General features: G+C 66.3%; 18 protein-coding genes and 1 pseudogene. 8 read left to right on the forward strand and 11 right to left on the reverse strand.

Annotated elements, in window-relative coordinates:
* Window positions 1-64 precede the first annotated feature (64 nt).
* From NX778_RS06590 to NX778_RS06615, 6 genes are read left to right on the forward strand one after another with little or no spacing between them, the layout of a single operon-like run.
* Complete coding sequence (locus NX778_RS06590) at window positions 65-736, forward strand: hypothetical protein (protein ID WP_258810872.1); 672 nt, start codon at window positions 65-67, stop codon at window positions 734-736.
* A 56-nt stretch (window positions 737-792) separates the two neighbouring features.
* Window positions 793-915, forward strand: coding sequence for a hypothetical protein (locus NX778_RS06595; RefSeq protein WP_258810873.1), 123 nt, complete (start codon window positions 793-795; stop codon window positions 913-915).
* Between the two features lie 46 nt (window positions 916-961).
* Window positions 962-1,930: a cation diffusion facilitator family transporter gene (locus tag NX778_RS06600; RefSeq protein ID WP_258810874.1), complete on the forward strand. Its 969-nt coding sequence runs from the start codon at window positions 962-964 to the stop codon at window positions 1,928-1,930.
* A gap of 9 nt (window positions 1,931-1,939) precedes the next feature.
* Window positions 1,940-2,326 carry a hypothetical protein gene (locus tag NX778_RS06605; RefSeq protein ID WP_258810875.1) on the forward strand — a complete coding sequence of 129 codons (387 nt, stop codon included), beginning with the start codon at window positions 1,940-1,942 and terminating at the stop codon, window positions 2,324-2,326.
* A gap of 55 nt (window positions 2,327-2,381) precedes the next feature.
* A complete protein-coding gene (locus NX778_RS06610) occupies window positions 2,382-3,755 on the forward strand; it encodes a TolC family protein (RefSeq protein ID WP_258810876.1) in 1,374 nt (457 codons plus the stop codon).
* The gene (locus NX778_RS06615; RefSeq protein WP_258810877.1) at window positions 3,752-5,125 is read left to right on the forward strand and encodes a multicopper oxidase family protein; all 1,374 of its coding nucleotides are present in this window, start codon (window positions 3,752-3,754) and stop codon (window positions 5,123-5,125) included. The genes NX778_RS06610 and NX778_RS06615 overlap by 4 nt, the downstream gene beginning before the upstream one ends.
* A gap of 3 nt (window positions 5,126-5,128) precedes the next feature.
* On the opposite strand, the gene NX778_RS06620 is transcribed toward NX778_RS06615, so the two are convergent.
* A complete protein-coding gene (locus tag NX778_RS06620) occupies window positions 5,129-5,518 on the reverse strand; it encodes a LysR substrate-binding domain-containing protein (RefSeq protein ID WP_258810878.1) in 390 nt (129 codons plus the stop codon).
* A gap of 114 nt (window positions 5,519-5,632) precedes the next feature.
* Here NX778_RS06620 and NX778_RS06625 point away from each other — a divergent pair, with 114 nt between their 5' ends.
* Window positions 5,633-6,211, forward strand: coding sequence for a transglutaminase-like domain-containing protein (locus NX778_RS06625; RefSeq protein WP_258810879.1), 579 nt, complete (start codon window positions 5,633-5,635; stop codon window positions 6,209-6,211).
* On the opposite strand, the gene NX778_RS06630 is transcribed toward NX778_RS06625, so the two are convergent.
* From NX778_RS06630 to NX778_RS06645, 4 genes are all read right to left on the reverse strand, one after another.
* Window positions 6,208-8,646, reverse strand: a complete 2,439-nt coding sequence (locus NX778_RS06630; RefSeq protein ID WP_258810880.1) for a heavy metal translocating P-type ATPase — start codon at window positions 8,644-8,646, stop codon at window positions 6,208-6,210. The genes NX778_RS06625 and NX778_RS06630 overlap by 4 nt on opposite strands.
* A gap of 54 nt (window positions 8,647-8,700) precedes the next feature.
* Window positions 8,701-9,705, reverse strand: coding sequence for a type VI secretion system baseplate subunit TssG (tssG, locus tag NX778_RS06635; RefSeq protein ID WP_258810881.1), 1,005 nt, complete (start codon window positions 9,703-9,705; stop codon window positions 8,701-8,703).
* Window positions 9,669-11,489 carry a type VI secretion system baseplate subunit TssF gene (gene tssF / locus NX778_RS06640; RefSeq protein ID WP_258810882.1) on the reverse strand — a complete coding sequence of 607 codons (1,821 nt, stop codon included), beginning with the start codon at window positions 11,487-11,489 and terminating at the stop codon, window positions 9,669-9,671. Before tssF ends, tssG begins: the two co-directional genes overlap by 37 nt.
* A gap of 308 nt (window positions 11,490-11,797) precedes the next feature.
* The gene (locus NX778_RS06645) at window positions 11,798-12,439 is read right to left on the reverse strand and encodes a response regulator transcription factor (RefSeq protein WP_258810883.1); all 642 of its coding nucleotides are present in this window, start codon (window positions 12,437-12,439) and stop codon (window positions 11,798-11,800) included.
* A 261-nt stretch (window positions 12,440-12,700) separates the two neighbouring features.
* Between NX778_RS06645 and NX778_RS06650 the strand changes: the two genes are divergently transcribed.
* Window positions 12,701-13,399 carry a lipid-binding SYLF domain-containing protein gene (locus tag NX778_RS06650; protein ID WP_258810884.1) on the forward strand — a complete coding sequence of 233 codons (699 nt, stop codon included), beginning with the start codon at window positions 12,701-12,703 and terminating at the stop codon, window positions 13,397-13,399.
* Window positions 13,400-13,422: 23 nt separating this feature from the next.
* Here NX778_RS06650 and NX778_RS06655 read toward each other — a convergent pair whose 3' ends face one another.
* The 6 genes and pseudogenes from NX778_RS06655 to NX778_RS06680 form a co-directional block, all read right to left on the reverse strand.
* Window positions 13,423-15,708 carry a TonB-dependent receptor domain-containing protein gene (locus NX778_RS06655; protein ID WP_258810885.1) on the reverse strand — a complete coding sequence of 762 codons (2,286 nt, stop codon included), beginning with the start codon at window positions 15,706-15,708 and terminating at the stop codon, window positions 13,423-13,425.
* A gap of 119 nt (window positions 15,709-15,827) precedes the next feature.
* The gene (locus tag NX778_RS06660; RefSeq protein WP_258810886.1) at window positions 15,828-17,351 is read right to left on the reverse strand and encodes a pectinesterase family protein; all 1,524 of its coding nucleotides are present in this window, start codon (window positions 17,349-17,351) and stop codon (window positions 15,828-15,830) included.
* 135 nt (window positions 17,352-17,486) lie between these two features.
* Window positions 17,487-18,335, reverse strand: a complete 849-nt coding sequence (locus tag NX778_RS06665; RefSeq protein ID WP_258811057.1) for an alpha-N-acetylglucosaminidase C-terminal domain-containing protein — start codon at window positions 18,333-18,335, stop codon at window positions 17,487-17,489.
* A 27-nt stretch (window positions 18,336-18,362) separates the two neighbouring features.
* Window positions 18,363-19,685, reverse strand: a pseudogene (locus tag NX778_RS06670) (alpha-N-acetylglucosaminidase); the annotation flags it as partial.
* 63 nt (window positions 19,686-19,748) lie between these two features.
* Window positions 19,749-22,709, reverse strand: coding sequence for a TonB-dependent receptor plug domain-containing protein (locus NX778_RS06675; RefSeq protein WP_258810887.1), 2,961 nt, complete (start codon window positions 22,707-22,709; stop codon window positions 19,749-19,751).
* Window positions 22,710-22,844: 135 nt separating this feature from the next.
* The gene (locus NX778_RS06680; RefSeq protein ID WP_258810888.1) at window positions 22,845-25,229 is read right to left on the reverse strand and encodes a polysaccharide lyase 8 family protein; all 2,385 of its coding nucleotides are present in this window, start codon (window positions 25,227-25,229) and stop codon (window positions 22,845-22,847) included.
* Window positions 25,230-25,233: the final 4 nt, after the last annotated feature.

Consider the following 25,233-nt stretch of genomic DNA (forward strand, 5'->3'; position numbering starts at 1 on the left):
TCGCCCCGGGCGCAGGCAGCCGCTACAATGCCGCACAGTTTTTATCTTTTTAGAAAGGCACTCGATGTTTGCGAAGCACTCCGCGCTCGTCCTCGCCGCCGCCCTGCTGGCGGCCGGCGCCGCCCACGCCCAGGTCGCCGCGACGCTTGACGCCGGCACCACCGGCGCCGGCCTGCACCTGGTAGTCCCGATGGAAACCTACCTCAATGGCCGTTTCGGCGTGAACGCGTTCAATCACGACATGGACAAGCGTTCCGGCGCCGTCGATTACGACATGAAGGGCAAGCTGCGCACCGTCGACATCCTGTTCGACTGGTATCTGCGCGAGGGCAGCCCGTTTCGCCTGACCGGCGGCATCCTCTACAACGACAACCAGTTCCACGCCACCGGCAAGGCCAGCTCGGGCAGCTTCACGCTCAACGGCAACACCTACACGGCGGCCGACGTCGGCCTGCTGACCGGCACCGTGAAATTCCGCAAGGCCGCGCCCTACTTCGGTATCGGCTGGGGCAATCCGCTGGCGGGCAGCAAGCGCCTGCAGTTCAGCGGCGACCTCGGCGCTTTCTACCAGGGCAATGCGGATGTGCACCTGGTGAGCCTGGGCTGCACGACGTCGAACACGGTGTGCTCGGCCATCGCCCATGACGTGGCGGTCGAGCAGGCGCGCGTGAAGTCGGACATGCAGTCCTACAAGTTCTACCCGGTGCTGCGCGCCAGCGTCTCCTACCGTTTCTGAACGCTGCGCCGGGTGACGGCGCGCACGGCTATGATGGTTCTTGAAGGAGGACCATCATGCGCCATCCGTTCATCCGCCTGTTTGCACTCGTGCTGACCGTCGCGCTGGCCGCAGGCTGCCACGAGAAGCCGCCGAAGCCCAGCGTCGCCGTCGTCCCCGCGGCGGGCTTCTGCGATTGAAATTTTATTTCACCAATGGCAACTTATTGAAAGAAAATTTCACTCTATGCAAGAAGGCGACGCGCCACCAGCCATCAAGGAAAGTTCGCGCAAGGTCATCTTCGCGGCGGTGATCGCCAACCTGGGCATCGCGGGCGCCAAGTTCGCTGTCGCCTTGCTGACCGGCAGCGCCGCGATGATGGCCGAAGGCATCCACTCCGCGGTCGACACCGGCAACGAACTCCTGCTGCTGGTCGGCGAAAAGATGAGCAACCTGCCGCCCTCCCCGCGCCATCCCTTCGGCTACGGCAAGGCGATCTATTTCTGGGCGCTGCTGGTCGCGCTGTCCGTCTTCACCCTCGGCGGCGGCCTGTCGATCTACCACGGCGTGCAGGCCCTGCGCCGCCCCGAGCCGATCGCGAATCCGTTCTGGAACTATCTGGTGCTGGCCATCGCCGCCGGCTTCGAAGGCTATAGCTGGAATGTGTCGCGCAAGGCGCTCAACCAGGTACGCAAATCCGGCAGCAGCCTGTGGCAGGCGGTCCATAACAGCAAGGACGCGTCCGTCTTCACCGTGTTCATCGAAGACAGCACCGCGCTCATCGGCGTCGCGATCGCCGCGCTCGGCATCGGGCTCGGCCAGATATTCGACAACCCCTACTTCGATCCCGCCGCCTCGGTCGCGGTCGGCCTCCTGCTGGTCGGCGCCGCCGTCACCCTGGCGCGCGAGACCGGCGCGCTGCTGGTCGGCGAAGGCATCGGCCGCGAACAGACCGGCCGGCTGCGCGAAATCTTTTGCTCCGATCCCGGCATCATGACCGTCGGGCGCCTGCTCACCATGCAGCTGGGGCCGGACGAAGTGCTGCTGACGGCGGCCGTGCTGTTCAAGCGCGGCATGCGTATCGACGAGGTCGAGGAAGCCATCCGGCGCCTGGAAGCCAAGGTGCGCGAAGCCAACCCGGCCATCCAGCACATCTATTTCAAGTCGGCCGGACTGGCCGATGGCGAGGCGCCGAAGGACGAGCCTGCGTGCTAGAATTGCCGCGTGAAATCGTTCCTGCGCATCCTGATCGTCTGGCTGGTGCTGCTGGCGGTGCCCTTCGCGGGCTTCGCTCAAGCGGCCACGTCGTGCTGCCCGCCCGGCGGCGCGCATGCGATGCAGCAAACGCGGGCTGAGATGCATCACCACGATGGCGCCGGGCACCACGCCTGCGCCGGCCATCACGGCACGCAAGATCACACGAGCAAGCACGACGCCAAATGCGCCAATTGCGCCGCCTGCTGCACGGGCGCGATGCTGGCCCCGCTCGCCTTCGCGCCGCCGGCCGTGACGCCGCCGCCGTCCACCCACGCCATCGCCTTCGACATCGGCCACGTGCCGACCGTCGACCTCGACCATCCTGAACGACCTCCCCGGTTCGCGCGCGCCTGATCCACGTTCCGGCCGCCCGTGCGGCCGGCCAGCACGCATTCGAACCGAGAAGCACATGATCTCTATTTTCCTCGCACGGCGCACAATGTGCGTCCTCGTGGCCGCCGCACTGGCGGGCTGCGCCAGCGTCGCACCCGACCACGGCTTCGGCGACGTCGAGCGCCAGGCACAAGCGCGCACCGGCTACGCGCCCCGGCTCGCGCAGAACGATGACGCCAAGCGCGACATCGCCGAGACCGTCTCCAAACTGCTGCAGCAGCCCCTGTCCGTCAACGACGCCGTCCGCATCGCCGTCATCAACAACCCCGGCTTGCAGGCCAGCTTTTGGGACGTCGGCATCGCCCAGGCCGACCTGGCCCAGGCCGGCCGCCTGCCGAATCCCGCGCTCGACTTCAAGCGCGTGAACGCGGGCGGCGGCGTCGGCATCGAACGGACCTTCACTGTGAACCTGATCGGCGCACTGACCATGCCGCTGGCCTCGCGGCTGGAGAGCCGGCGCTTCCAGCAAGTCAAGCTGGCCGTGGGCGCCGAGATCGAACGCAAGGTCGCGGAGACCCGCCGCGCCTGGTACGAAGCGGTCGCGGCCGAGCAGAGCGTCGAGTACGCAAAGCAAGTCGAACAGGCCGCCGACGCCAGCGCCGAGTTGTCCGAACGCATGGTCAAGGCCGGCAATGCAAGCAAGCTCGACTTAGCCCGCGAACAGGCCTTCCACGCCGAATCCAGCGCCGCCCTCGCCCGCACCGAACGTGAAGCCCGCGCCACGCGCGAGAAGCTGGCGCGCCTGCTAGGCCTGGCCTCAAGCCGGTTCCAACTGCCCGAGCGCCTGCCCGGGCTGCCCTCATCCACCGCCGAGCTGGCCGATATCGAACGCATCGCGCTCGACCAGCGCCTCGACGTGCAGGCTGCCAGATCCGATGCCGAAGCCACCGCCGCCAACCTCGGCCTGACCCGCACCACCCGCTTCATCAACGTGCTCGACCTCGGCTACGTGCGCAACACCGGCGCCAACGAGCCGGCCGGGCGCGGCTACGAAGTCACGCTCGAACTGCCGCTGTTCGACTGGGGCGGCGCGCGGGTGGCAAGGGCCGAGGCGGTCTACATGCAGTCGGTGAACAAGGTCGCGCAAACCGCCGTGGACGCCCGCAGCGAGGCCCGTGAGGCCTACGCCAACTACCAATCGTCCTATGTGCTGGCGAAGCGCTACCGCGATGAGGTGATCCCGCTGCGCAAGAAAATCTCGCAGGAAGTCCTGCTGCGCTACAACGGCATGCTCGCCTCCACCTTCGAGCTGCTGGCCGATGCCCGCGAGCAGGCCAGCGCCGTCAACGCCTACATCGACGCCCAGAAGGAATACTGGATCGCCCACGCGACGCTGGAAGCGGCGCTCGGCACGCGCGTCGCCAACCCGAACCAAGGAGCACAACAATGACATCGCGCAGATCGTTCCTGACCGGCGCCGGCGCCGCCATGGTTGGCGCGTCCGTGGTCAGCAAAGTGGGCGCGGCCTCGCTGCCGGAAGCGCCTGTCCAATCGTCAGCCGCCACCGTGCCGCCACCGGCGCCATCCACCGGCCGCCCGTTCAACCCGGTGGTCACGCTCAACGGCTGGAGCCTGCCGTGGCGCATGAAGGATGGCGTCAAGGAATTCCACCTCGTCGCCGAACCCGTGGTGCGCGAGCTCGCGCCCGGCATGAAGGCCCACCTGTGGGGCTACAACGGCCAGAGCCCGGGCCCGACCATCGAAGTGGTCGAAGGCGACCGCGTGCGCATCTTTGTCACCAACAAGCTGCCGGAGCAGACCAGCGTGCACTGGCACGGCCAGATCCTGCCCTCGGGCATGGATGGCGTGACCGGCCTGTCGCAGCCCGGCATCATGCCGGGCAAGACCTGGGTCTACGAATTCGTCGCCAAACACGCGGGCACCTTCATGTATCACCCGCACGCCGACGAAATGAACCAGATGGCGATGGGCATGATGGGCTTCTGGGTGACGCACCCGAAAGACCCGCGCCAGCATGCGGTGGACCGCGATTTCGTGATGCTGCTGAATGCCTACGACATCGATCCCGGCAGCTACACGCCGCGCACCAACACGATGCTCGACTTTAACCTGTGGACCTTCAACAGCCGCGTCTACCCGGGCATCGATCCGCTGGTCGTGCGCAAGGACGAACGTGTGCGCATCCGCGTCGGCAACCTGACCATGACCAACCATCCGATCCACCTGCACGGCCACCGTTTCGAAGTCACCGGGACCGATGGCGGCTGGATTCCGCCCACCGCGCGCTGGCCGGAGGTGACCACCGACGTCGCCGTCGGCCAGATGCGGGCCATCGAGTTCATCGCCGACAATCCGGGCGACTGGACATTCCACTGCCACAAGTCGCATCACACCATGAACGCGATGGGCCACCAGGTGCCGAACCTGATCGGCGTCGACCACAGCGGCGTCGCCGAGAAGATCAACGACCTGATTCCCGGCTACATGGTGATGGGCGACAAGGGCGGCTCGATGGGCGGCATGCAGATGCCGCTCCCCGAGAACACGCTGCCGATGATGGCCGGGCGCGGTCCGTTCGGAAACGTCGAAATGGGCGGGATGTTCACCGTGATGAAGGTGCGCGAGGGACTGGCGCGTGGCGACTTCAAGGATCCGGGCTGGTACGCGAATCCGCCCGGCACGCTCGCGCGCGAGTGGATCGGCGATCTGCCGCAAGCCGCGCAGGCCCCGGCCACGCCCGCCGCGCCGGGCGATGCCGCCCTCACGGTGCGCAAGCCGAGCGGGCACAGCGGGCACTGAGGGCTACGGGAGCTCGGGCAGGTGGCCGCTTAACTGCTCCGCGAACTTTTCCGCCGCGATGGACAGCTGTCTTCCCTTGAGCTGTCCGAGCACTACCTTCAAGGGATCGAGATCCTGCGCGCTGACCGGAACGGCGCGCAGGCGCTCGTCCGCGCGCGGCACGCCATTGAAGGGCAGGAAGGTGACCGCCGGTTCGCGCAGGACAAAGTTGCGCAGGAATTCGAGCGAGCCGGACTCGACGGCAATCTGCGCTTCGATCCGGTGCCGGTAGACTGCCTCGTCGAGATGGAACTGCCGAAAAGCCCGCCGAAGGACGCAGAGCGGCACACGAAATGGGGTTCCCGCCTGCGCGGGAAGTCGTTTCCGGCAGTGCCGGTAGCGACGAATGAACAACGTTAGCGCTCGCCCCGGAGTTCGTCGTTCCCGCGCAGGCGGGAACCCCATTTCCGACGCACCACCACATGCTCCGCCATTGCCGTACACTAAATGTTTTTGCGCACCGAATTTATGGACCAGTACCTCGCCGCCAGCAAATACATCGACTTCGACCATCCTGAGGTAACGGCGCTCGCCCGCGACCTGGCGTCGCGCGCTTCGTCGGAGGCCGATCTGGTCCGCGCCTGCTTCGAATTCGTCCGCGACGAAATCCGCCACAGCTCGGATTTCAAACTGAACCCGGTCACCTGCAAGGCGTCCGACGTATTGCGTTTCAAGACCGGCTACTGCTACGCCAAGAGCCACCTGCTCGCCGCCCTGCTGCGCGCCAACGGCATTCCAGCCGGCCTATGCTACCAGCGCCTCTCGCTCGCCGGCGACGGCGCGCCTTTCTGCCTGCACGGCCTGAACGCCGCCTGGCTCAAGGATTTCGGCTGGTATCGCGTCGATGCGCGGGGCAACAAGCCTGGCGTCGACGCGCAGTTCCAGCCGCCGCGCGAGGCGCTGGCTTTCGCGACCGATGCGCCAGGCGAGCGGGACCTCCCAGAAATCTGGGCCGAACCGCTCGCGCTCATCGTCGACGCGCTCGAACGCTACGACAGCTACGACCAGGTGCTGGCCAAGCTGCCGGACATCGAACTGGCCAACTAAGCCTTGCGGTTGAGCACCGGATAGCCGGCCTCGTCGATCGCCTCCGCGATCTCGTCCAGATCCGCGCGGCTGTCGACGCGCACCTTCTTGCTGGCCAGGTCGATATCGACCTTTGCGCCCTGGTCCACCGATTGCACCGATTTGGTCACGCGGCTCACGCAATGGCCGCAAGTCATGCCGTCTACCGTCAATTCATACATCGTTTTTTCTCCAGTTGCAGTTGAAATAGTTTGCGCGGCCGGTGCCGGCTTCCAGCGCCGCAGCAGCAAGGCATTGCTGACCACGCTGACCGAGCTGAGCGCCATCGCGGCGCCGGCGATCACCGGGTTGAGCATGCCGAGCGCCGCAAGCGGAATGCCGATCACGTTGTACACGAAGGCCCACGCGAGGTTCTGCCGGATCTTGCGATAGGTCCGATGCGAGACCTCGATCGCATCCGCCACCAGCGCCGGGTCGCCGCGCATCAGCGTGATGCCGGCCGTGTGCATCGCCACGTCCGTGCCGCTGGCCATCGCGATGCCGACGTCGGCCGCAGCCAGGGCGGGCGCGTCGTTGATGCCGTCGCCGACCATCGCCACCTTTTTACCCGAGGCCATCGCTTTCGAGACGGCCTGCGCCTTGTCACCCGGCAGCACCTCGGCGACGACCTCGCGGATGCCCAGCGCGGCAGCGACGGCGCGCGCGCTCCCCCAGTTGTCGCCGGTCAGCATCATCGATTCGATCCCCATGCCGGCCAGCCGCGCCACCGCCGCCGCGGCCGAAGCCTTGGGCTTGTCGCCGAATGCGATCAGGCCATCGACATGGATCCCGCTGCCATCTTTCGCTGCGAGCCAGGACACGGTGCGGCCCGCCTCCTCGTGCTTGACGGCAGCCGGGAGCAGCGCTTCGACCGGGGCGCCAAGCTCGCGCATCAGCCGCAGGTTGCCCAGGTACAGTGTCTTGCCGTCCGACTCCGCTTGCACACCACGGCCCGCCAATGCGGCGGCCTTACTCGCGGCGGGAAGTGCCAGCCCGCGTTCCTGCGCGGCCGCAGCCACCGCCTTGGCCAGGGGATGCTCGCTATATTGCTGCACGGCCCAGGCGCGCTGCAGGATGGCCTGCGCATCTTCGCCCTCCACGGCCACCACTTGTGGCTTGCCTTCGGTCAGCGTGCCGGTCTTGTCGAACACCACCAGCTGGACGGCGTGCGCGGTTTCGAGCGCTTCCGCATCCTTGATCAGGATGCCGTAGCGCGCCGCCGTGCCGGTGCCGACCATGATCGAGGTCGGCGTCGCCAGGCCCAGTGCGCAGGGGCAGGCGATCACTTGCACCGCGACCGCATTCAGCAGCGCCTGCTGCCAGTCGCCGGTCGACAGGCCCCAACCAATCAATGTCCCCAGCGAAGCGAGCAGGACGGCCGGAACGAATACCGCGCTGACCTTGTCCACCAAGCGCTGGATCGGCGCCTTGACGGCCTGCGCGTCCTCGACCAGCCGGATGATGTGTGACAGCATCGACTCCGCGCCGACGGCGGTCGCCTGCACTAGCAACATGCCTTCGCCATTGACCGCGCCGCCGGTAACCTTGTCGCCAGGCTGTTTCGCCACCGGCAGGCTTTCGCCCGTCAACAGGGATTCGTCGAGGTGGCTGCTGCCTTCGATCACTTGGCCGTCGGCGGGCACGCGGGCGCCGGGCCTCACCACCAGCAGATCGCCCTTGCGCAATTGATCCAGCGGCAGGGTCACGTCGCCCGTGGGCCGGCGCACCGTCGCTTCAGTGGCGCGCAGGGATTCCAGCGCGCGGATCGACTCGACGGTCTGGCGCTTGGCGCGGCCTTCCAGCCATTTGCCAAGCAGGACCAAGGTGATGACCACGGCCGACGATTCGAAATACAGGTCGCCCATGCCGTCGCCATTGCCGCTCGCCAGCAGGTACAGCGACAGCCCGTAGGCCGCGCTGGTGCCGATGGCGACCAGCAGGTCCATATTGCCGCTGAACGCACGCAGGGCCTTCCAGCCGGCGCGGTAGAAGCGCGCGCCGAGCCAGAACTGCACCGGCGTGGCCAGTGCCAGCTGCAGCCAGCCGGGCAGCATCCATTCCACGCCGAACAGGCCCGTGATCATCGGCAGCACCAGCGGCAAGCTGAACGCCGCGGACGCCGCCACCGGCCACCACGAGGGCGCGCGCGACACGGGCGCCGGCGGGGCCGGCCGGTTTCGGTCCAGTGGCGCCGCCTCGTAGCCGGCCTTGTCGACCGCGGCCACGATGGCCTGCGGGTCGACGCCCGGTGCGGCGTGCACGGCAGCCTGCTCGGTTGCGAGGTTCACGGCGGCATCGGCCACGCCGGGCACGGCCTTGATCGCCTTCTCCACCCGGGCCACGCACGACGCACAGGTCATGCCGGCGATGCTGAAGTCCAGCTCGACGCTGTCCGCCTGCTTGCCAAGGTCTTGCATGCCTATCTCCACTTTTCCAATGGATACAGGATAAACCTTACCTGCGTGGGAAGGTCAAGCCTTGTCGATATTGGCGAGGGGACGGATCACGTAACGCATGTCGCTGCGGTCGCGCGAAGGATCGCTGCCTGCGAGGAAACCGTCGCGCCCGAGGCGGCCAGGCCCGGCCAGCACGGCTGTCGTGACAGCTTCCGCTTGCAGGACCAGCACGACCTCATAGCCCAGCATCGGTTCGGCGACCAGGCCGAGCATATCGGCCAGTGCGCGGGCCGCCGGCTGGCCGGGCAGGAACTCCTCGTAACGATCGCGTGCGAGCGGCCCGATCGACAAGCGCACGCGCAGGTCCGGCCGCCAGCTGCGCGCGCCGGCGACCGCATTGTCGCCCAGCGCGGCGTTGGCGAGGCCTAGCGCGGTCTGCTCCGGCGGCGCCATCGTGTCCCAGTGGTCGACCATTTCCTGCACCTGCACCGGCACATCGAAAAAGCCGGACAGGATGCGGCCCAGCGCGATCGACGATAGAGGCCGTTGCTGCAACAGGCCCGCGTACCGCGCGATCGCATCCGCCGGCACCGCGCCGCCTCCGTACCCGGCCAGCGCAAGCAGCATGGGACGGTAGTCGTCGCTGCCCTGTTCCACCAGATGTTCGATCCGGTACTTGCGCCACGCAAGGTAGAACAGGGCGAGCATGCGGTTGGTCAGCAGGTCGAGGAAGGCGCGCGGTGACTCGTCGTGCTCGTCGTGCAGCCAGGCGGCGATGTGTTCGGTGACGTGCGCGGGCAAGGCGCCCTGGGCGCCGAGCATGCCCATGAAGGCGGGCGTAAGCACGAACTGCCGCGAGTCCGGGTCCAGCCGCAGCGCCTCGATCTCGCTCGCCGGAAAAGCCAGCGACAGGCTGTTTCGGAACCGCAGGTGTGCGGCCAGCGCCTCGTCCTGCCGGACACCCTGCTCCGCGAGCCATTGCAGCGCGAGCCGCACGGCCTGGAAGAAACCGAAGCGTTGCGGGTCGGCCAGCAGGCGGGCAATCACGCTCTGGTCTGTTCTGCTGTGCGCGGCTGGCATCGGATGATCTCCTGGCCGGTCTGGGCCGACACAAGCGTCAGCTGGGTGAAGCAGTTGAGCTGCGCGTTCATTGCGAAGTAGCGGTCGATGACCTGCGCGAACACGTACAGGCTGCTGCCGGCGAAGGCTTGTTCATCGACCGTCATGCGGATCGCGATGCCAGGCATCAGCGTGGACGCGGGCAGCGTCTTCACCCACGCCCTCACCAGCCCATGTGCGAGTCCGGTGACGCCGCCGATCAGGCGCTGCGACGCCGGCGAGCGCGTCACGTCGTACAGCGAGAGCATCTGCTGGAAATCGGCCAGGCCGGCATCGGTCAGGCGCGCATAACTCAGGGCAAGCTGCGATACCAGCCGCCAGTGCGCGCGGTTGCCAGACTCGAAGCGGTAACTCGGCGTGGGCTTGCGCAACAGCCGGATCGGTGCGGCGGTGGCCAGGCCGTCGGCGCGCAGGTCGCCTTCCGGCTGGTCGTAGCGCAGGCGTGATGGCAAGTCGCGGTTGGTGCAAGTGAGTTCGGTGGACAGGGTCGCGCCGCCCGTCATGCTTGGTCGGAAGGCGGAATCGAGCAGGCAAATGCGCAGCTCGTGGCCCGGGCTGGCCGCGCCGATCGCGTCGTCACGCCGGATCAGCCACCAGTTGCGCGGGACGCCGGCCGGCGTGTCCTGCCGCACCGCATATAGCGGCCGAAAGTCCGCCACCTGCCCGCCCGCTCCTTCGCGCAGCAGGCGCACCTGGTTCACGCTGTAGACCTCGTATGCCGAGGCGTGGGCGGCGTCCGCCAGCAGCGTGTAGTCGGCGCTGGTATGGGACAGCTGGACCGGCACGCCCGCCTTCTCGAACAGGTTGATGACCGGCGTGCAGCCCGCCAGCAAATGCTTGGGCGCCAGGGTGGCGAGCAGGCGCGCTTCGTTGTAATCACCGGGGATGCCAGTCAGCAGCACATGCAGCGTGAAACGTTGGCATCGCGCCGGAAGCAGCGGGTGCAGCATGGCCAGGTCGAGGTCGATGAAATTGAACTTGTCCGGGTAAGCGAAGAATTCGGTCAGCAGCCGGAACGCCGGGTGCGCGCGCGAAGGGAAAGGCAACATGGGATCCGCTTCGGCCAGGCCGGCCAGGCGCAGCGGGGAGTGCGGAAGCTGTTGCCAGGCGACTCCAGGGCCGGGCTCGATGAATACTGCGGCGCCGTGCATGAACAAGGCATCGATCACCGCCGCGCGCAGTGAAGCTTCGCCATCCACGAACAGGCGCAGGGCGGGCGGCCCGGCTGCAATCTCGACACCCGGCGCGGCCGATTCGACCGTCAACGACACGCAGCCGGTCACGCCGCGCGGAAGGCGCAGCGCACGCGGCGCGTTCACGATGCTCGAATATTCGGCGCGCGTGACGGATAGCGGAGACAGCGCGACGTCGTACACGGTGCGGAATTGGCAGACCACGTGGTCGACCGATGCCGACTGCAGCGTGGTGCCGCGCGGCAGCGTGGCAAGCTCCGATGCGGTGCCCACCTGCGCGATGGAGTAGGAAGGCAGCGGCCGCAGGAAATGCGGGTACAGGCTCTCCAGCAGCGATTCGGTGAATTTGGGATAGTCGTCGTCCAGCCGCTTGCGGATCCGGGCGCTCATCAGGGCCACTGACTGGATCAGGCGGGCGACGCTGGGATCTTCGTAGACTTCGCCGGCGATATGCAGCTCGCCGGCCGGCTTGGGGAAGCGGTCGCGGAACTCGCGCGCATAGGCCCCGAACAGGCCCAGCTCCTCCTCGAAATAGCGCAACAGCTCGTCCATCCCCGCCCCGCCCGATCGCCCTCGACCGATCGATGCTCCCACGCAAAGCTTGGGAGGGAGTTGAGCGGAGTCAATGTCCCCGGCAACACAACGACCGACCGAGCTGCAGACAAGAGAGGCCGTCGTTCCCGCGGAGGCGGGAAACTCATTTTGCCCGCGTATCGGCAGCGCTGAGAAATGGGGTTCCCGCCTGCGCGGGAACGACATTCTGTATTGATTCTGGGTGTGCGTCCTCTCCTGCTGTTTTTTCGGACTATGCGTCCTCTCCTGCTGATTTTTCGGTCTATGCGTCCTGCCCTGCACCCGCACTAATGCCGCGCGAAGTTGTGGACCACCATCCCCACCTCCAGCTCGAAAGTCTTGAGCACCAGCTCCGCCAGCGACGACGCCCCCATCTTCTCCATCGCCCGCGCCCGGTGCACCTTGATCGTCTTCTCGGCGATGCCCAGGTCCGCCGCGATCTGCTTGTTGAGCCTTCCGCCAACCACCTGCTGCAAGACCTCGTGCTCCCGCGGCGTCAGGGATTCGAGCCGGCAGCGGATCGCCGCGAGCTCGCTTCGCACCTGGCGCCGGGCTGCGTCCCGCTCTAGCGCCGCATGCACCGCGCCCAGCAGGATGCCGTCGTCGCACGGCCTGATCAGGAAGTCCGCGGCGCCCGCCTTCATCGCGCGCACGCTGTCCTCCACCGCGCCGTGACCGGTCATGAACACCAGCTCGCGTTCATAACCGTCTGCCAGCAGCACCTGCTGCAATGCCAGTCCATCGAGATCCGGCAGACACAGGTCGAGCACGACGCAGCCGGGCGTCTCGCCATCGTGCGAATGCAGGAACTCGGCGGCTGCGCCAAACGCCTGCACCGCCAGGCCCTCCGATTCGAACAGCCGCCGCTGCGCCATGCGCACCGCCACGTCGGCGTCCACCAGGTACACAACCGGTTCACCATCCATCATAGCCCTCCGCCATCCAATGGCAGGCAGGCGCATTCGCGCAAACCGCACAGATTCGGGAAGATTCTAGACGCGGCCACGACGACGCACGACTACAGGCCGAGCTAATTTGACGTCCCACAAACTCCCTGATTGGATTCGGAACTATCGCCAATCCAGCCAGTCGCGCCGCTGCCCGAAAGTCCAATACCGCGCGCGCTTCGCCTTGCCTATTCTGCAGGCAGTCCCGCATGGGTCCCGAACCACGCTTGCTTCGAGGTCATGATGTCCACACCGTTCGCACGCAAATCCGCCATGCTGCTGGCCTGTGCCGCACTGCTGGGCGGCTGTTCAACCACCGCACCGACCAGCGAGGAAACCCATGCCTACGTCGACGATGCCCAGAAAACACTGGCGGAATTCATGCGCGATCCGCAAATGACCTGGCTGCAAAACCACGTCCACGGCGCGCGCGCCGTCATGGTCAGCCCGCGCATCTGGCAGGCGGGCTTCGTGTTCGGCGGCTCGGGCGGAGAGATGCTGGTGATCTCACGCAACCGTTCGGGTGAAGGCTGGAACGGTCCGGCCTTTTACAAGATGGGCTCGGGCAGCTTTGGGCTGCAGGCGGGCGCGCAGGAAACGCAGATGGTCGCGTTGGTGATGAACGAAAAGGCGCTCAACTCGCTGCTGTCCACCTCCTTCAAGCTCGGCGGCGACCTCAGCATTGCAGCAGGACCGATCGGGGCCGGCGCCGGCAGGCCGGTCACGTCGGACATCGTCATCTTCACCCGCAACAAGGGACTGTACGGCGGCATCAACCTGGACGGCACCGTGATCACGATCGACGACGGCAAGAACCAGGTCTACTACGGGCGCACGACGACGCCGGTCGACATCCTGATCGAAGGCCGCGCCACCAATCCATACAGCAGCAAGTTGACCCACACCGCCACGGTCGGCGTGAACGCGGGACCGGTCAAGTAGCAGACGCCCGCCGGGGCTGTTTATCAGAAGCCGCGGCCGCCGTCAGTGCGCGCCCCACCGGAACCGCCGCCGCCGCGAATGCGCGGATCCCCGGTCACGCCGCCAAACTGGTAGCGCAGGCCGGCGTAGAACACGCTCGGCTGGCCGAGGGTCAGCCCATGCACGCGAAGGATCTCGTTGCCGGTGACGCTCTCCATGTTCCCGCCGTGGAAAACGTTATTGATGTTCAGGTTGAACGACAGCTGCGGCGTGAACTTGTGCTGCCACGAGAAGTTCGTCATCGTGAACGAGTGGTTCAGGCCCTGGCCGCTCAAGCTCGGTCCGACGTGGTTGACCGTCAGCTGCAGCGACTCGGGACCGTCCTGGTAGGCCAGGCGCAGCTTGGCGCTTTCCCGGTGGACGCTCTGCTCGACGATCTGGGTCGTGCTCAGGTTGAACAGGCGCTGGCGCCGGTCGTTGCTGACGACGGTGCTGAGGTTGATCGACAGCCCGTCGAGGAACAGGCGGCGCACGTTGAAGTTCAAGTCCAGGCCAGTGGAATTGTTGGACCCAAAGTTTATCGGCGCGGTGACGATGACGTTCGAGTCGGTCGCCAGCGGCGTGCTGCGGTTGCCGATCACCTGCGACTCGACTCGCCGGAACAAGACAAAGTTCGAATCGACGTTGAAGAAGCGGTCGCGATACGCCAGTTCGTACGATGCATTACTTACCGGCACCAGGTTGGGGTTGCCCTGGCGCGCGCTGAAGTCGCTGTAGTAGACCAGATTGGGATTGAGGTCGCGCTCGTTCGGCCGCGCGATGCGGCGGCTGCTGCGCAGATGCAGCATGCCGGTGTCGCTCACGTCATAAGTGGCGTAGAAGCTGGGCAGCCAGTTCAGGTAGTGGTACTTGTATTCCTGGCCCAGCAGCGGCTGGACCACATCCATGGTGGTGTACTCGCCGCGAAGGCCGGCCAGCACCGCCACTTTGTCCATCGGTTTGGTCGACAGGGTGCCGTAGATCGCCGCATTGCGGTCATTTGATTCAAAGTCGCTGATGCGGCTTGGCACCGGTTCGTAGTTGCCGGTCAGCGGATTGACAGCAAGGTAATTGGTCGAGTCGCTGGCCTTGCTGGTCGCAACCTTGCCGCCGGCCTTCAGCTGCCAGGTCTCCCACACCACGCGGGTGTAGTCGGTGCTGATGTCGAAAATGCGGTTGCGCCGGCCGGTTTCACGGTGGTTGTTGCTTGTATAGCGGGTCGGGCGCAGGCGGTAGTCGTACCACACGTCGGAATCGGCGTTATTGGTTTGGCCGGAGTAGCGCGCGTCGAACTTCAGTTCTTCGCCCGGCTCGCCGCTCTTGTGGTTGTAGGACGTGCCGAGGCCAAAGTTCTGGGATGGCGACACGCTGTGCGAGCTGCTGCTGTAATCCGAGGTCGGGCCGACCGCCGCGTTGTAGCGGTAGGTGTTGCCGAGACTGTCGGACCGGTTCTTCACCTTTGAAAAGCTGGCGGTGGCGCTGGCCTGGTCGCGTTCGCCGACATTGGCGTTGAAGTTGGTCCCCATCGACACCGACTGCATCGGCTGCCGCGTATCGCTGTCCGAATTCGAACCACCGGTGACGTTGCCGGTCTGCGCATCGAGATCCTCGCGCTGCGATTCGCGATGGGTGGTGCGCACATCGCGGCGAATGCCGATATTGCCGCTGATCGAATACGGTCCCTCCGCGTGCTCGCCGTTGGCGCTGGCGTTGTAACGATCGCCACTGCCCTTGTTAGCGGACACGACCCCGCGGGTGCCGGCCTTGCGATTGCGCTTGAGGATGATGTTGATGATCGGACCGCTGCCACCCTCGTTTCCGAATTCGGCGCCCGGCACGTTGATCACCTCGATGGACTCGATGCTGTCCGCCGGGAAGGCGTTCAGGATGTCGCCGCGGTTGCGCCCCTGGAACTGGGCGTCGCGTTTACCGTTGATCATGACCTGCACATTCTGGTTGCCGCGCAGAGCCAGGTTGCCGTCCTGGTCCACCGTTACCGACGGTATGTTGTTCAGGATGTCGGCGGCGGAAGCGTTGCTGGCGCTGATGTCGCTCTTCACATCATAGACATCGCGGTCCACCTTGATAGCCGTGCGCGCCGCGACCACCTCAATGGTGGCCACGCCGCCGTCGACCTTCTCTGGCTCCCCTTGGACCGGCACTTTGGCCACGGGCGTTTCAGTTGCCGGCGCCTTGACCTTCGGTGGGGGCTCGACCGGCTTGTCCGTGGTCTGGGCGAACGAGGGCTGGGCCGCGAAGCAGCCGAGGATCAGGGCGGGCAAAAGTTGCATTCGGGTGCGGCGGGCGGCGGTCATGACGGCTGGTTCAGAAAAATTTCTCTACTGTAACATTTTTGACAAAAGAAAGCCGGCCAAATTGATGGCCGGCTGCGGGCGCAAGGAACTGCGACTTAACGCTGGTCGCTTACCTGTTCGAGCACTGGCTGCCAGCCCAGCACGAAGGCCGGATCGCTGTACTGTGCGATCAGCTTTGCATCCCGCACCTTGTCCAGCTGCCGCGACGCGGGATGCCGCGCGCTCGTGTCCACCGGCTTGCCATGCTCGTCGCGGCTGTTGAACTCCCAGAACCGGAGATGCGAAGTATCGCCATCGACCGGGCCCCACCCTTCCGGACTGATGCCCGACAGCGTGGCATTGATCAGCACCGCTTCGGCATACGGATAATTTTTCCCCTTGTTCGCGGGCAGGCGCGCCAGCACGGCCTGGCCGCCGCCCTGCGTGCGGAAGCTGCAATCGACGAAGACGTTGCCGTGATTGGCCGCTGTATTGCGGATCCACATGTAGGCGCCATGCGACTCGATCTCGCAGCGGCGGAAGAAGTTGGCGCCGCGGCCGAGGATGGTGTCGCCGCCGCCGGCCAGCTTGATGTCGCTGAAGTAGTTGCTGCCGTTGGCCTGCAGCGCATCGCCCCAGCCGCGGATCGTCACCTCGCTGACGATATTGTGTTCGCCGTTGATCAGCAGGCCTTCCGCCTGTCCCTGCAGCGTGGTCTCGATAGTCATGTTGAGCAGCGCGATGCCGTTCGAATGATCGACCGTGAACGCCGCGCGGCGCGACGGGAAGCTGCCCGGCAGTTCATTGGTGCCGATATTGGCCGGATGGGGATTGAAGACCTCGTTGTTCGCGTAATGAACGCGCACCTTGTCGCGGTCCTCGCCGGCGATGGTCACGTCGCGCTTGTTGCGGGTGTAGACGATCTCCTCGTAATCGCCGTTCTTCACGAATACCGTCACGCGGCCGGGGTGCTGCTCCGGCACGAAGTCCAGCGCGCCCTGCACGGTGTTGAAGTCGCCGCTGCCGTCGGCAGCGACCGTCACCCGCGTCGCATCGGGACGCGGTCCGTGCGCCTTGGTGCTGAAACGCCAGCCGTCCTTGCCCGTGATGCCCTTGAAGCTGCCGTCGGCGACCGACAGCACGCCCGGATCGATCTCGACATAGTAGGTCTTGCCGTATTCGAGCAGGTTGTTGTGTGGGTAGATCGTCGCGGTATTGTCGTGCACGATCACGGGGTGGAAGTGGAAGCCGTCGGTGAAGCCGCCGATGATCGTCAGCTGGTAGTTGCCCGCCACCGCCTGCGCGCCCGGTGCGGACGGCGTACCGGGCCTGGTGTCCGCATTGGTGCGGCGTGGGCCGGAATAATCGTATGGCGTGGCGAGGTAAGGCGGATAGGGACCGGTGGCACGCTCGGTCGGGCCGGCTGGGATGCTCACGTCCAGCGTATCGACCAGGCGGCCGCTGGCGGCATCGTAAACACGAACCTGTCCGGAAGCGCCCAGCTTCGGCTGGCTCGCGAAGCGCAGCACGAGGTGGGTGTCGGGGTTGACGTTGCTGGCGTGCTGCGTGGGGAACTGTGCAACTGGCGCGGCAGCGGCTGGAAGCGATACGGCAAGCGCGGCGAGGAAGGCGGCTCTCATCGAAACGGGCTCGGATGCGTGATTGATATCCGAACCATTGTAGCTCGCAACAGCTGGGCAATTCGACGCGCCGGCAAACAATCAAACGCCTGCGCGGCGCGTCTTTACGCGCTTCTACCTGATCGTCGTTGATGATTACTGATGCGCCAGCTGAAAACGCTTTGCACGCAAATGGGCGACGACTTCGGCCGCGACGCGGCCGGGATCGCCAGTCGGCGTCACCGGGTAAGTCTTCTGGCGGCGCGACCAGTCTTGTTCCATCGCGAACCAGTCGATGACCTCCGGGGCACCGCCATCTGCAAGCGCTTTCTCCAGCGAGGCGAAATAACGCTGCCAGCGTGCGCGGTACAAGGTGCCGACCAGCCCGGCCAGTTCGCGATTGGCGTAGTCGTGCAGCTGGCCCTTGTCCGCTCCGCTGCGCTCGCCCCAGTGGGTAATCAGGGACAGCTGGTCGTAGCGCAAGCGCGCCTCTTCGTCGGCATCATGCCCGGCTTCGGCCAGCGCAGGCTGCAGCCAGCGCCCAAGCAGGAACTCCGGCGCTGTGGCGAGCAGGCGGTCCAGCAAAGCCATATCGGTCAGCCATTCTTTGGACATCGCGCGAAAGCCTGCGAGGTCCCGCCCTTGGTACGCTTCACGCAGCATCGGCAGCATTTCGCGCGCGTGGTCCGACAGCGCCTGCCGCGCCATATCCACGACGTCGTGACGCCACGCCGAAGTGGCTTTCAAGGCCGGCCTGACCTGCAAGAGCTCGGCCGCCGCTTGCTCGAAAACCCCAGTCCGGTAGCGCATCGCGGGCGGCGACCAGGCGGCCGCACTTGAGACATCCAGGCTTGGACGCGCGTTGAACAGTCCATCCTGCGGCTCCGACCATTCGCCCGACGTTTCGGCATAAGCGCTACCAGCCAGCAGGTCCCAGGCCCGCGTAGCATGCGGATCGGCGCCGCCGTAGCGGTAGGCCGCATAACGCCCAAACCACTCCTGCACAGTCGGCGGCGTGTCCTGCCATGCCAGATCCGAAAACAAAGAGAAGGCGGCCGGGTCGATGCCGCTGGCTTCCGGAAGCCAGGCGATGCCACGCAGCGCGCTGTCGCTCTTTGCACGCCAGGCCGGATAGCGTTGCAGCCACACCCCGGCATTCGCGCCCAGCGTGCGGTGGCCGCCGAAGTTCGGGATGCTGCCGAACGCATACGGTGCACCGAGCCAGTCGCGTTCGCGGTCCAGATTGTCGTAGCGGTCGGCCAGGCCATCGACGATCAGCAGGTTTTCGCGTCCAGCGGCGCGGATCACATCGGCCGGCGGATTGTGCTGCCAGCCCAGCAGGACCCAGCGCGCGTCGGGATGCGCCTGGCGCAAGGCCGCGAACACACAGCCTGCGGCGGCGCTCACCGGGACGCCACCGGCCTTGCCGCCTTCGTGCAGCAGGTCCATCTTGTACAGCTGGCTGTCGCCGAACAGCGCGCGCTGCTCCGCGTAGAAGCTTGCCGAAATACCGGCGAAGATCGGGTCGCACGGGTCCAGCCAGTCAGGCCGCGTAAAGCCGACCCACTACCCCTGCGGCACCACGTTCGCGTCCGGATGCTTGACCGAGAAGTCCTGCGGCACCGTGCCGAAATAGCCCGGGAATACGGGCATCATGCCAAGCTCGCGCAGGCGTGCGACGATACGCTGGCCCAGCTCGACGCGGCGCGCATATTGGGCTTCCGATACCGGGCCGCCGAACGCGGACATGTTCTGCAGCAGCCACCAGGGTTGATGCGCCGGCGCTGGAATCCAGGCACGCACCTCCGCGTCGCTGTAACCGAAACCGGCGAAGGTGCGCCGGTACACTTCTTCCTGCCCCACCGGCACGAATACCTGGTTATATCCGTGCAGTGCGAGCAGATCGATCTTTCGCTGCCACGCGGGCCAGTCCAGGTACGCGTTCGCATAGCCGTCGTCGGTGTCGTTCAGCGCGAAGCGGTCAGGCATGCCGGTGTGCCCTTCGATCGGCGCTTTCGGTGCTGGCAGGCGCCGGGGCAGCCGCGCCAGGCTGTCGCCCGGCCAGCCGATGTCCACCCGCGCGACTTCGTGCAGGTAAGTCTGCACGCCGACGAGGGCTGCCAGCGGCGTGCTGCCGGCGACCACGATATGCCCGTTTTCGCCCTCGACGCGAAAGCGCTCATCGCCGTCCGCCGGCAGCACACGCACCTCGATTTGCCCGGCATGGTGGGGTAACAGTCGTAGCAAGGCCGCGCGCACGGGCGCCGGGCCGAACTCGCCCTGCCCGCCCGCCTGGACCTGCAGGCTGGCCGCAAGCAGCACGCCGCACACCAAACCCTTGAAGCGAAACTTCATTCGATGCTCTCCTAAACCAGCACGAAAAAGCCGCTTCGCAGCGGCTTTTTCGTGGCTTTCGCCTTACCAGAACTTGTAGTCTGCCGAGACCGACAATACGCGTCCGAACAGGTTCTGGCTGTGATTGTAGCCTTCCCAGCCGTTCGGATCGTAGTACGGCATCTTGTTAAACAGGTTCTTGACGTTGACGCCGACGTTCAGGTTCTTCACCGGCTTCCAGTTCAGGCCGAGGTTCACCGTGGTGTACGACGGCGCGCCGCTGCACAGGTCCGGCGGCAGGCCGACACCGGCGGCCTGGCAGTTGGCCGGGGTGTTGTCGGTGTCGTAGTCGCCGTAGGCCCACTTGGTGCCGCCGGTGTAGTTCACGAACAGGCTGGTGGTGAAGTCACGGTAGATCCAGTCGGCGTTGAAGGTGGCGCGCAGGCGCGGCGAGTTGTAGTACCCGACGTAGTTGCCCGAGAAGCCGCTGCCGTCCTCATAGTTGTAGATCTCGCGGCGGCGGATTGTCGCCGACACACCGGTATTCAGCTTGCCGTAGCTGCCGAGCGAGAAGCGGGTGCGCGCATCGATGTCGAAGCCGTCGACCAGGGTGCGGCCGCGGTTCATGTACGAGTTGATCAGGCCACCGATATTCCCCACGCTGTACTTCGGCACGCCGCCGGCGCAAGCCGCCGCATTGGCCGGGTTGGCGCACATCGCCGCCACTGCAGCCATGTTGGCGCGGTCGGCGTCGGTCAGGTCGTTGCGGATCGCCTTGTCGGTGCCGGCCAGCGTCGGGCCGTACTGCGACACCAGTTCGGTGAACAGCTGGTTGAAGTCCTGGCGCACGATCTCGTTGCGGCGGTTGACGATCCAGTAGTCCAGCGACACGCTGATGTCGCGGGTCGGCTGCAGCACCGTGCCGAGGGTGGCGATCTTCGCTTTCTCCGGCTGCAGGTTCGGGTTCGGCGGGGTCAGGCCACCTACCGTGGTCGAGCAGTTCGCGTTCAGCAGCGTCTTGCCGAGGATGACATCGGTCGGCGTGGCCGATTTCATCAGCATCTTCGCGATGGCGTTGGTCTCGTCGCAGCGCACGGTGTCGCGGATGCCGCCGACCTGCGCGAACACGCCGCCGGTGCCGGATTCGGCCAGGTTCGGCGCGCGGAAGCCTTCGGAATACGTGCCGCGCACCAGCACCTCCGGACGAGCGCGCCACTGCACGCCGATCTTCGGCGCCAGGTTGGCCTTGAAGTTCGGGTACTTGTCCACGCGCGCGGCGGCGTTCAGTTCCAGCTTGTCGGTGAGCGGAACCACGGTCTCGCCGAATACGGCGGCAATGGTGCGCTTGCCGTCGAACCAGGAGCCGCCCTGCTGCGTGATCAGGCCGTTCGCGGCGTCGGTGTTACCCGGGGTGTAGAAGCTTTCGCGCATCAGGTTGGCGCCGAATGCTGCGCGCACTTCGCGCCCGCCCAGGTGACCCAGCGTGCCTTCGACCTTGCCGTCCCAGGTAATCAGCTTGGTCCACGACTGGATGTCGAAGGTCGGATACGCGGCGCGCAGCAGTGCGGCGTTGGCTTGGCTGATTTCGCCGAACTTGTAGGCCGGCGTGTCGGAGATGTATTTGCGGCCGGTGACCGGATCCACCGTGAACGGACCGAATGCCTTCTCGAAGCCCGCCGAGTTGACGTTGATGGTCTGGTACAGGGTCGAATGGCTGCCCGCGACGGATACCGCGGTCTCGAAATCCCAGTCGCCGAACACGGTTCCGCGCAGGCCGGCCAGCGCCCGGTAGCTGTCGTCGATATTGGTCTGGCCGAAGTGGCCCGGATCGTCCTGCAGCAGGTAGTTCAGGCCAGCCGCGCCGCCCATCATCGCCGCCATGTCGGGATCGAGCTTGCCCTTCAGGTAAACGTTGTTCGGGCCGAGGTAGGGGTAGGCGAAGGTATTGAGCTTGGTGCCGGTGTTACGCGCAAACCAGTTGCTGGTGCTGCCGCTGTTGAAGGTGCGCGGGCCGTTATCGCCATGCATGCGGATGTGGGTGTCGGCGATTTCCGCGAAGCCTTCCATGCCGCCTTCGAAGCGCATGCGGCCAGCGATGTAGCCGGTGATGCGGTCAGACTTGGGACCGGTGTCGAGCTGGTACGGCAGGGTATCCCAGATGCAGCGGGTGCCGGAGGCTTCGGTAATGGTCGCCGTGCAGCCGGACACCGCGCGCTGGGTGCGCGCATTGTTCTTGGCCGGGTTGAACACGAACAGCGTGCCCGGGTTCAGCGTGCCGGGCTGGGTGCCGGTGGCGATGTTGAAGTTGTTGATGTAGTTCGGGTTGTCGACGTAGAAGTAGGCCGGGCGCTTGTTGTAGGTGTCCGCCAGCGCGATGCGGTCGCGCTGGTACACGTTCACCGAGCCGTACACGTTGTAGCCATCGCTGCCCAGGTCGCCCTTGCCGAACAGGAGGCTGCCCTGGTGCTCGCCGTAGGACTTCACGTTTTTCGAAGAATCGGTGGTGCCGCGCGCTTCGAAGCCCTGGTAGTTCTTCTTGGTGATCACGTTGATCACACCCGCGACCGCGTCCGAGCCGTACACCGCGGAAGCGCCGTCGGTCAGGATCTCCATGCGTTCGATCGCCGCGGCGGGAATTGCGTCGATGTTCACGAACATGGTCTGGAAGCCGGCCGGCGCGCCGTAGAACGACAGGCGGCGGCCATTCAGCAGCACCAGCGTGCCCTGGGCGCCGAGGCCGCGCAGGTCGGCCTGCGAGGCGCCGTCGGAGCCGGTGAACATCGAGCGGAAGTCCTGCTGCGCCGGACGCGCGGCCGGCAGGTTGTCGAGCACCTCAAGCAGGGTGCGCGCGCCCATGTTCTCGATTTCCTTGGCGTCGATCACCTGCAGCGGCGACGCGGTTTCGGCGTTGATCCGCTTCAGGCTGGAGCCGGTGACCTCCACCCGCGTCATCTTTGCATCGGCGTCGGCGCTGCTGTCCTGCGCCAGTGCGCTCGATGCGAGTCCTGCGGCCGCCAGCGCAGCCATCAAAGTTTTGAGTTTCAAAGCATCTCCTCGGTTTGTTTATGTGTTTTTTTGTACTACTGGTGAAATCAAGGGTTGAGCAGGGCCCTCCCTCGCGCGCAAGGGCCCTGTCACGGAACGGCTTGTTGGGAAAGCGGGCGAGTGCCTAGTCGGAGTTCATTCGAGGCTCCCCTCCGGAAGGCATTCAAGCTGGAAGCTGGCGCCGGCGGCGCCTGCGGTGGCGATCCTTGCTACCAGCTGGGGCGTGGTCCGCACGACCGTCACGCCAGGGCTGGCAGCCAGCACCTTGGCCACGGGCCGCAGCAGGCGAAGTTCCAGCGTGGCCTCGCGCTGGGTCGGATCGGACACATTCAGGCGCAGCTTGCCGTCAGCCTGTGTCACCAGCACGGCCGCCGGACCGCTGCTTTCGACGTACGCCCGGCCATTCCGGCTGGCCACGCCGGCGCGCCAGAGGTTGGCGAACCAGGCATGGCTGCGCAGGTCTTCGGCTGCCGCCGCCCGCTCGTCATTGCTGTCGATGCGCAGCCCCGGATCGGCGGCGGCGGCGCGCGTCGCGGATTCGCCGGCGACCGGAAGCAGCAGATAGGCATACTCCGGCGCGCCGTGGGGGATCGCCAGGCTCTGGTAAAGCCCGCTCACCTTGACTGCACTTTGCTGGTCATTGATTTCGCGCCAGCTGCCGCCGCGCTCGGCCCGTAGCGACTGGACGTCGGCGCCGCCGGGGAACACGTAGCCGATGCGGCTGCCGCTGTGCGCATCGCGCAGCCATGCCCAGCGCGCGCCTTTGCGGCTACCGGTGGACAGCGCCGCGCCATCGACCAGCAGGCTGGCCCGGTCGCTCACGCGGCGGTTGGCGACGATGGTTTCGGTCTCGCCCTCGCCACCGCCGATCCCGGAGCCCAGCGCCAAAATACGGTCGCCAAAGAAGAACCAGGACTTGCGGCCATGGAGCGCGGAGCCGGTCACCTCGCGCAGCGTGAACGCCATCCCGAGCGCGGCCAGCTTGCCGTCGGAAGCTCCGCCCGACCATGCCTCGGTATTCGGATACTTCTTCCACTCGACCGGACGCGGGCCGCCACTGTGGTCGGTGGTGATGCCGGGCAGGCGCGCGCTGTCGATGGTGGCGCGGTACTCCGGACCGTACTGCGACTGGTCGGCGTCGTACAGGTCCAGCACACCCATGCCGCTCCACCAGGCCTTGATGTTCTCGCCATTGCCGAATTCGAAGGTCGAGGTGCGCGGCGAAGCGAGGCTGAGCACCGCCGCGAAGCCAGGACCGCGCAGGATGGCGCGGTCCATCGACGGGAACAGGCGCGCCCCCGGCGCTTCCGGCGCGGCCGGGATGGACGGATCGGCGGCGATCGCCTTCAGGCGTCCCAGCTCGTACAGCGGCACGTTGGTCTGGCCCACGCCATCGGACCCGCCGAGGTAATTGGCGCCGAAGCTCTTGTCGCGCGCCATCCAGCCCTTGATCATGGCCCGCAGTTGCGCCGCCTCGGCCGGCGGCGCGGCGTCGGCGATCACGGCCAGCGCGGCGATCATGCCGCGCCCGACCCGGTGGTCGTCCTGCTCGCGAGAAGACACGCGCCGGCCGCGCACGGCATCCGGCATGGCGCCGTCCACGATCCACGGCGCGTAGGCTTCGCGCGCCCACAAGAAGATGCGGCCGGCGCGCGGATCCTTCAGCGGCCAGTCCGACCCCGACAGCAGGTACACAAGGCGCGCGTAATCGGCCAGCGCCACCGCGCCATAGCTGCCGGTGTAGGGCACGTAGTCGTGCTGGATGAAGGAATGGTCGCGGTAAAAGCCGTCGCCCGCGGTGGTCAAATCGAGCGCCGGGCCGATGGCGTCGCGCCCGCCCTCGATGCGGGCCGCATCCTTGCCCAGCATGCCTTCGAGGATGGCGACCAGGGCCTTGTCGAGCAGGTTGGCGCCGGTTTCCGGCAGGTCCAGGTACAGCGTGCCATCGCGCCGCGTGCGGTAGCGCGGATCGGGCACATACCAGCGCACCGCGGCCAGCGCGCGGCGACGCAGGTCGGCGGGCAGCTGCCCGTCCATCAGGCACAGCGCATCGAGCAGGTACTGCGGGGCGCCGATCTGCCAGTCCCACCAGTTGCCATAAGCCGGCCGGTCCGCGCGGTAGAGCGTGCGCACGAACCAGTCGATGCCGGCGCTGACGGCAGCGGCGAGCCGCGGATCGCCCTGCGAGGGCGAGCCAGGCGTGGCGTAGGCCAGGGCCATCTGCCGCAGGCGATTCGCGTTGGCGGTGACCGCGGCCGACTGCAGCAAGCCTTTGGGATTGGTGAAGTCGCCGATATCGGTCCACAGTGCGGGGCTATCGGCGTCCGGACGCATCCGCGCCCGCCAGTCCTGTGCGGCCGCGGAACGCGCGGCAAGCTGGTCCCGCACCTCCGGCGCGCGGCGGTCGAGATCGGGCGTTCCGACCAGCTTGGTCTGCCAGCGCGCGCGCATGGCATCGAAGGCATCGCCCGCATGCGCGGCGGAGGCCAGGGCGAACATGAGCATGAACAGCCAGCGCATCGCC

Origin of the sequence: Massilia terrae (assembly GCF_024753145.1) — a bacterium.
Classification (GTDB): domain Bacteria; phylum Pseudomonadota; class Gammaproteobacteria; order Burkholderiales; family Burkholderiaceae_D; genus Telluria; species Telluria terrae.

Excerpts from the sequence above, each read along its gene's own strand:
- NX778_RS06590 (WP_258810872.1), top strand. The coding sequence starts at position 65 with ATGTTTGCGAAGCACTCCGCGCTCGTCCTCGCCGCCGCCCTGCTGGCG.
- NX778_RS06595 (WP_258810873.1), top strand. The coding sequence starts at position 793 with ATGCGCCATCCGTTCATCCGCCTGTTTGCACTCGTGCTGACCGTCGCG.
- NX778_RS06600 (WP_258810874.1), top strand. The coding sequence starts at position 962 with ATGCAAGAAGGCGACGCGCCACCAGCCATCAAGGAAAGTTCGCGCAAG.
- NX778_RS06610 (WP_258810876.1), top strand. The coding sequence starts at position 2,382 with ATGATCTCTATTTTCCTCGCACGGCGCACAATGTGCGTCCTCGTGGCC.
- NX778_RS06615 (WP_258810877.1), top strand. The coding sequence starts at position 3,752 with ATGACATCGCGCAGATCGTTCCTGACCGGCGCCGGCGCCGCCATGGTT.
- NX778_RS06625 (WP_258810879.1), top strand. The coding sequence starts at position 5,633 with ATGGACCAGTACCTCGCCGCCAGCAAATACATCGACTTCGACCATCCT.
- NX778_RS06630 (WP_258810880.1), bottom strand. The coding sequence starts at position 8,646 with ATGCAAGACCTTGGCAAGCAGGCGGACAGCGTCGAGCTGGACTTCAGC.
- tssG (WP_258810881.1), bottom strand. The coding sequence starts at position 9,705 with ATGCCAGCCGCGCACAGCAGAACAGACCAGAGCGTGATTGCCCGCCTG.
- tssF (WP_258810882.1), bottom strand. The coding sequence starts at position 11,489 with ATGGACGAGCTGTTGCGCTATTTCGAGGAGGAGCTGGGCCTGTTCGGG.
- NX778_RS06645 (WP_258810883.1), bottom strand. The coding sequence starts at position 12,439 with ATGATGGATGGTGAACCGGTTGTGTACCTGGTGGACGCCGACGTGGCG.
- NX778_RS06650 (WP_258810884.1), top strand. The coding sequence starts at position 12,701 with ATGTCCACACCGTTCGCACGCAAATCCGCCATGCTGCTGGCCTGTGCC.
- NX778_RS06655 (WP_258810885.1), bottom strand. The coding sequence starts at position 15,708 with ATGCAACTTTTGCCCGCCCTGATCCTCGGCTGCTTCGCGGCCCAGCCC.
- NX778_RS06660 (WP_258810886.1), bottom strand. The coding sequence starts at position 17,351 with ATGAGAGCCGCCTTCCTCGCCGCGCTTGCCGTATCGCTTCCAGCCGCT.
- NX778_RS06680 (WP_258810888.1), bottom strand. The coding sequence starts at position 25,229 with ATGCGCTGGCTGTTCATGCTCATGTTCGCCCTGGCCTCCGCCGCGCAT.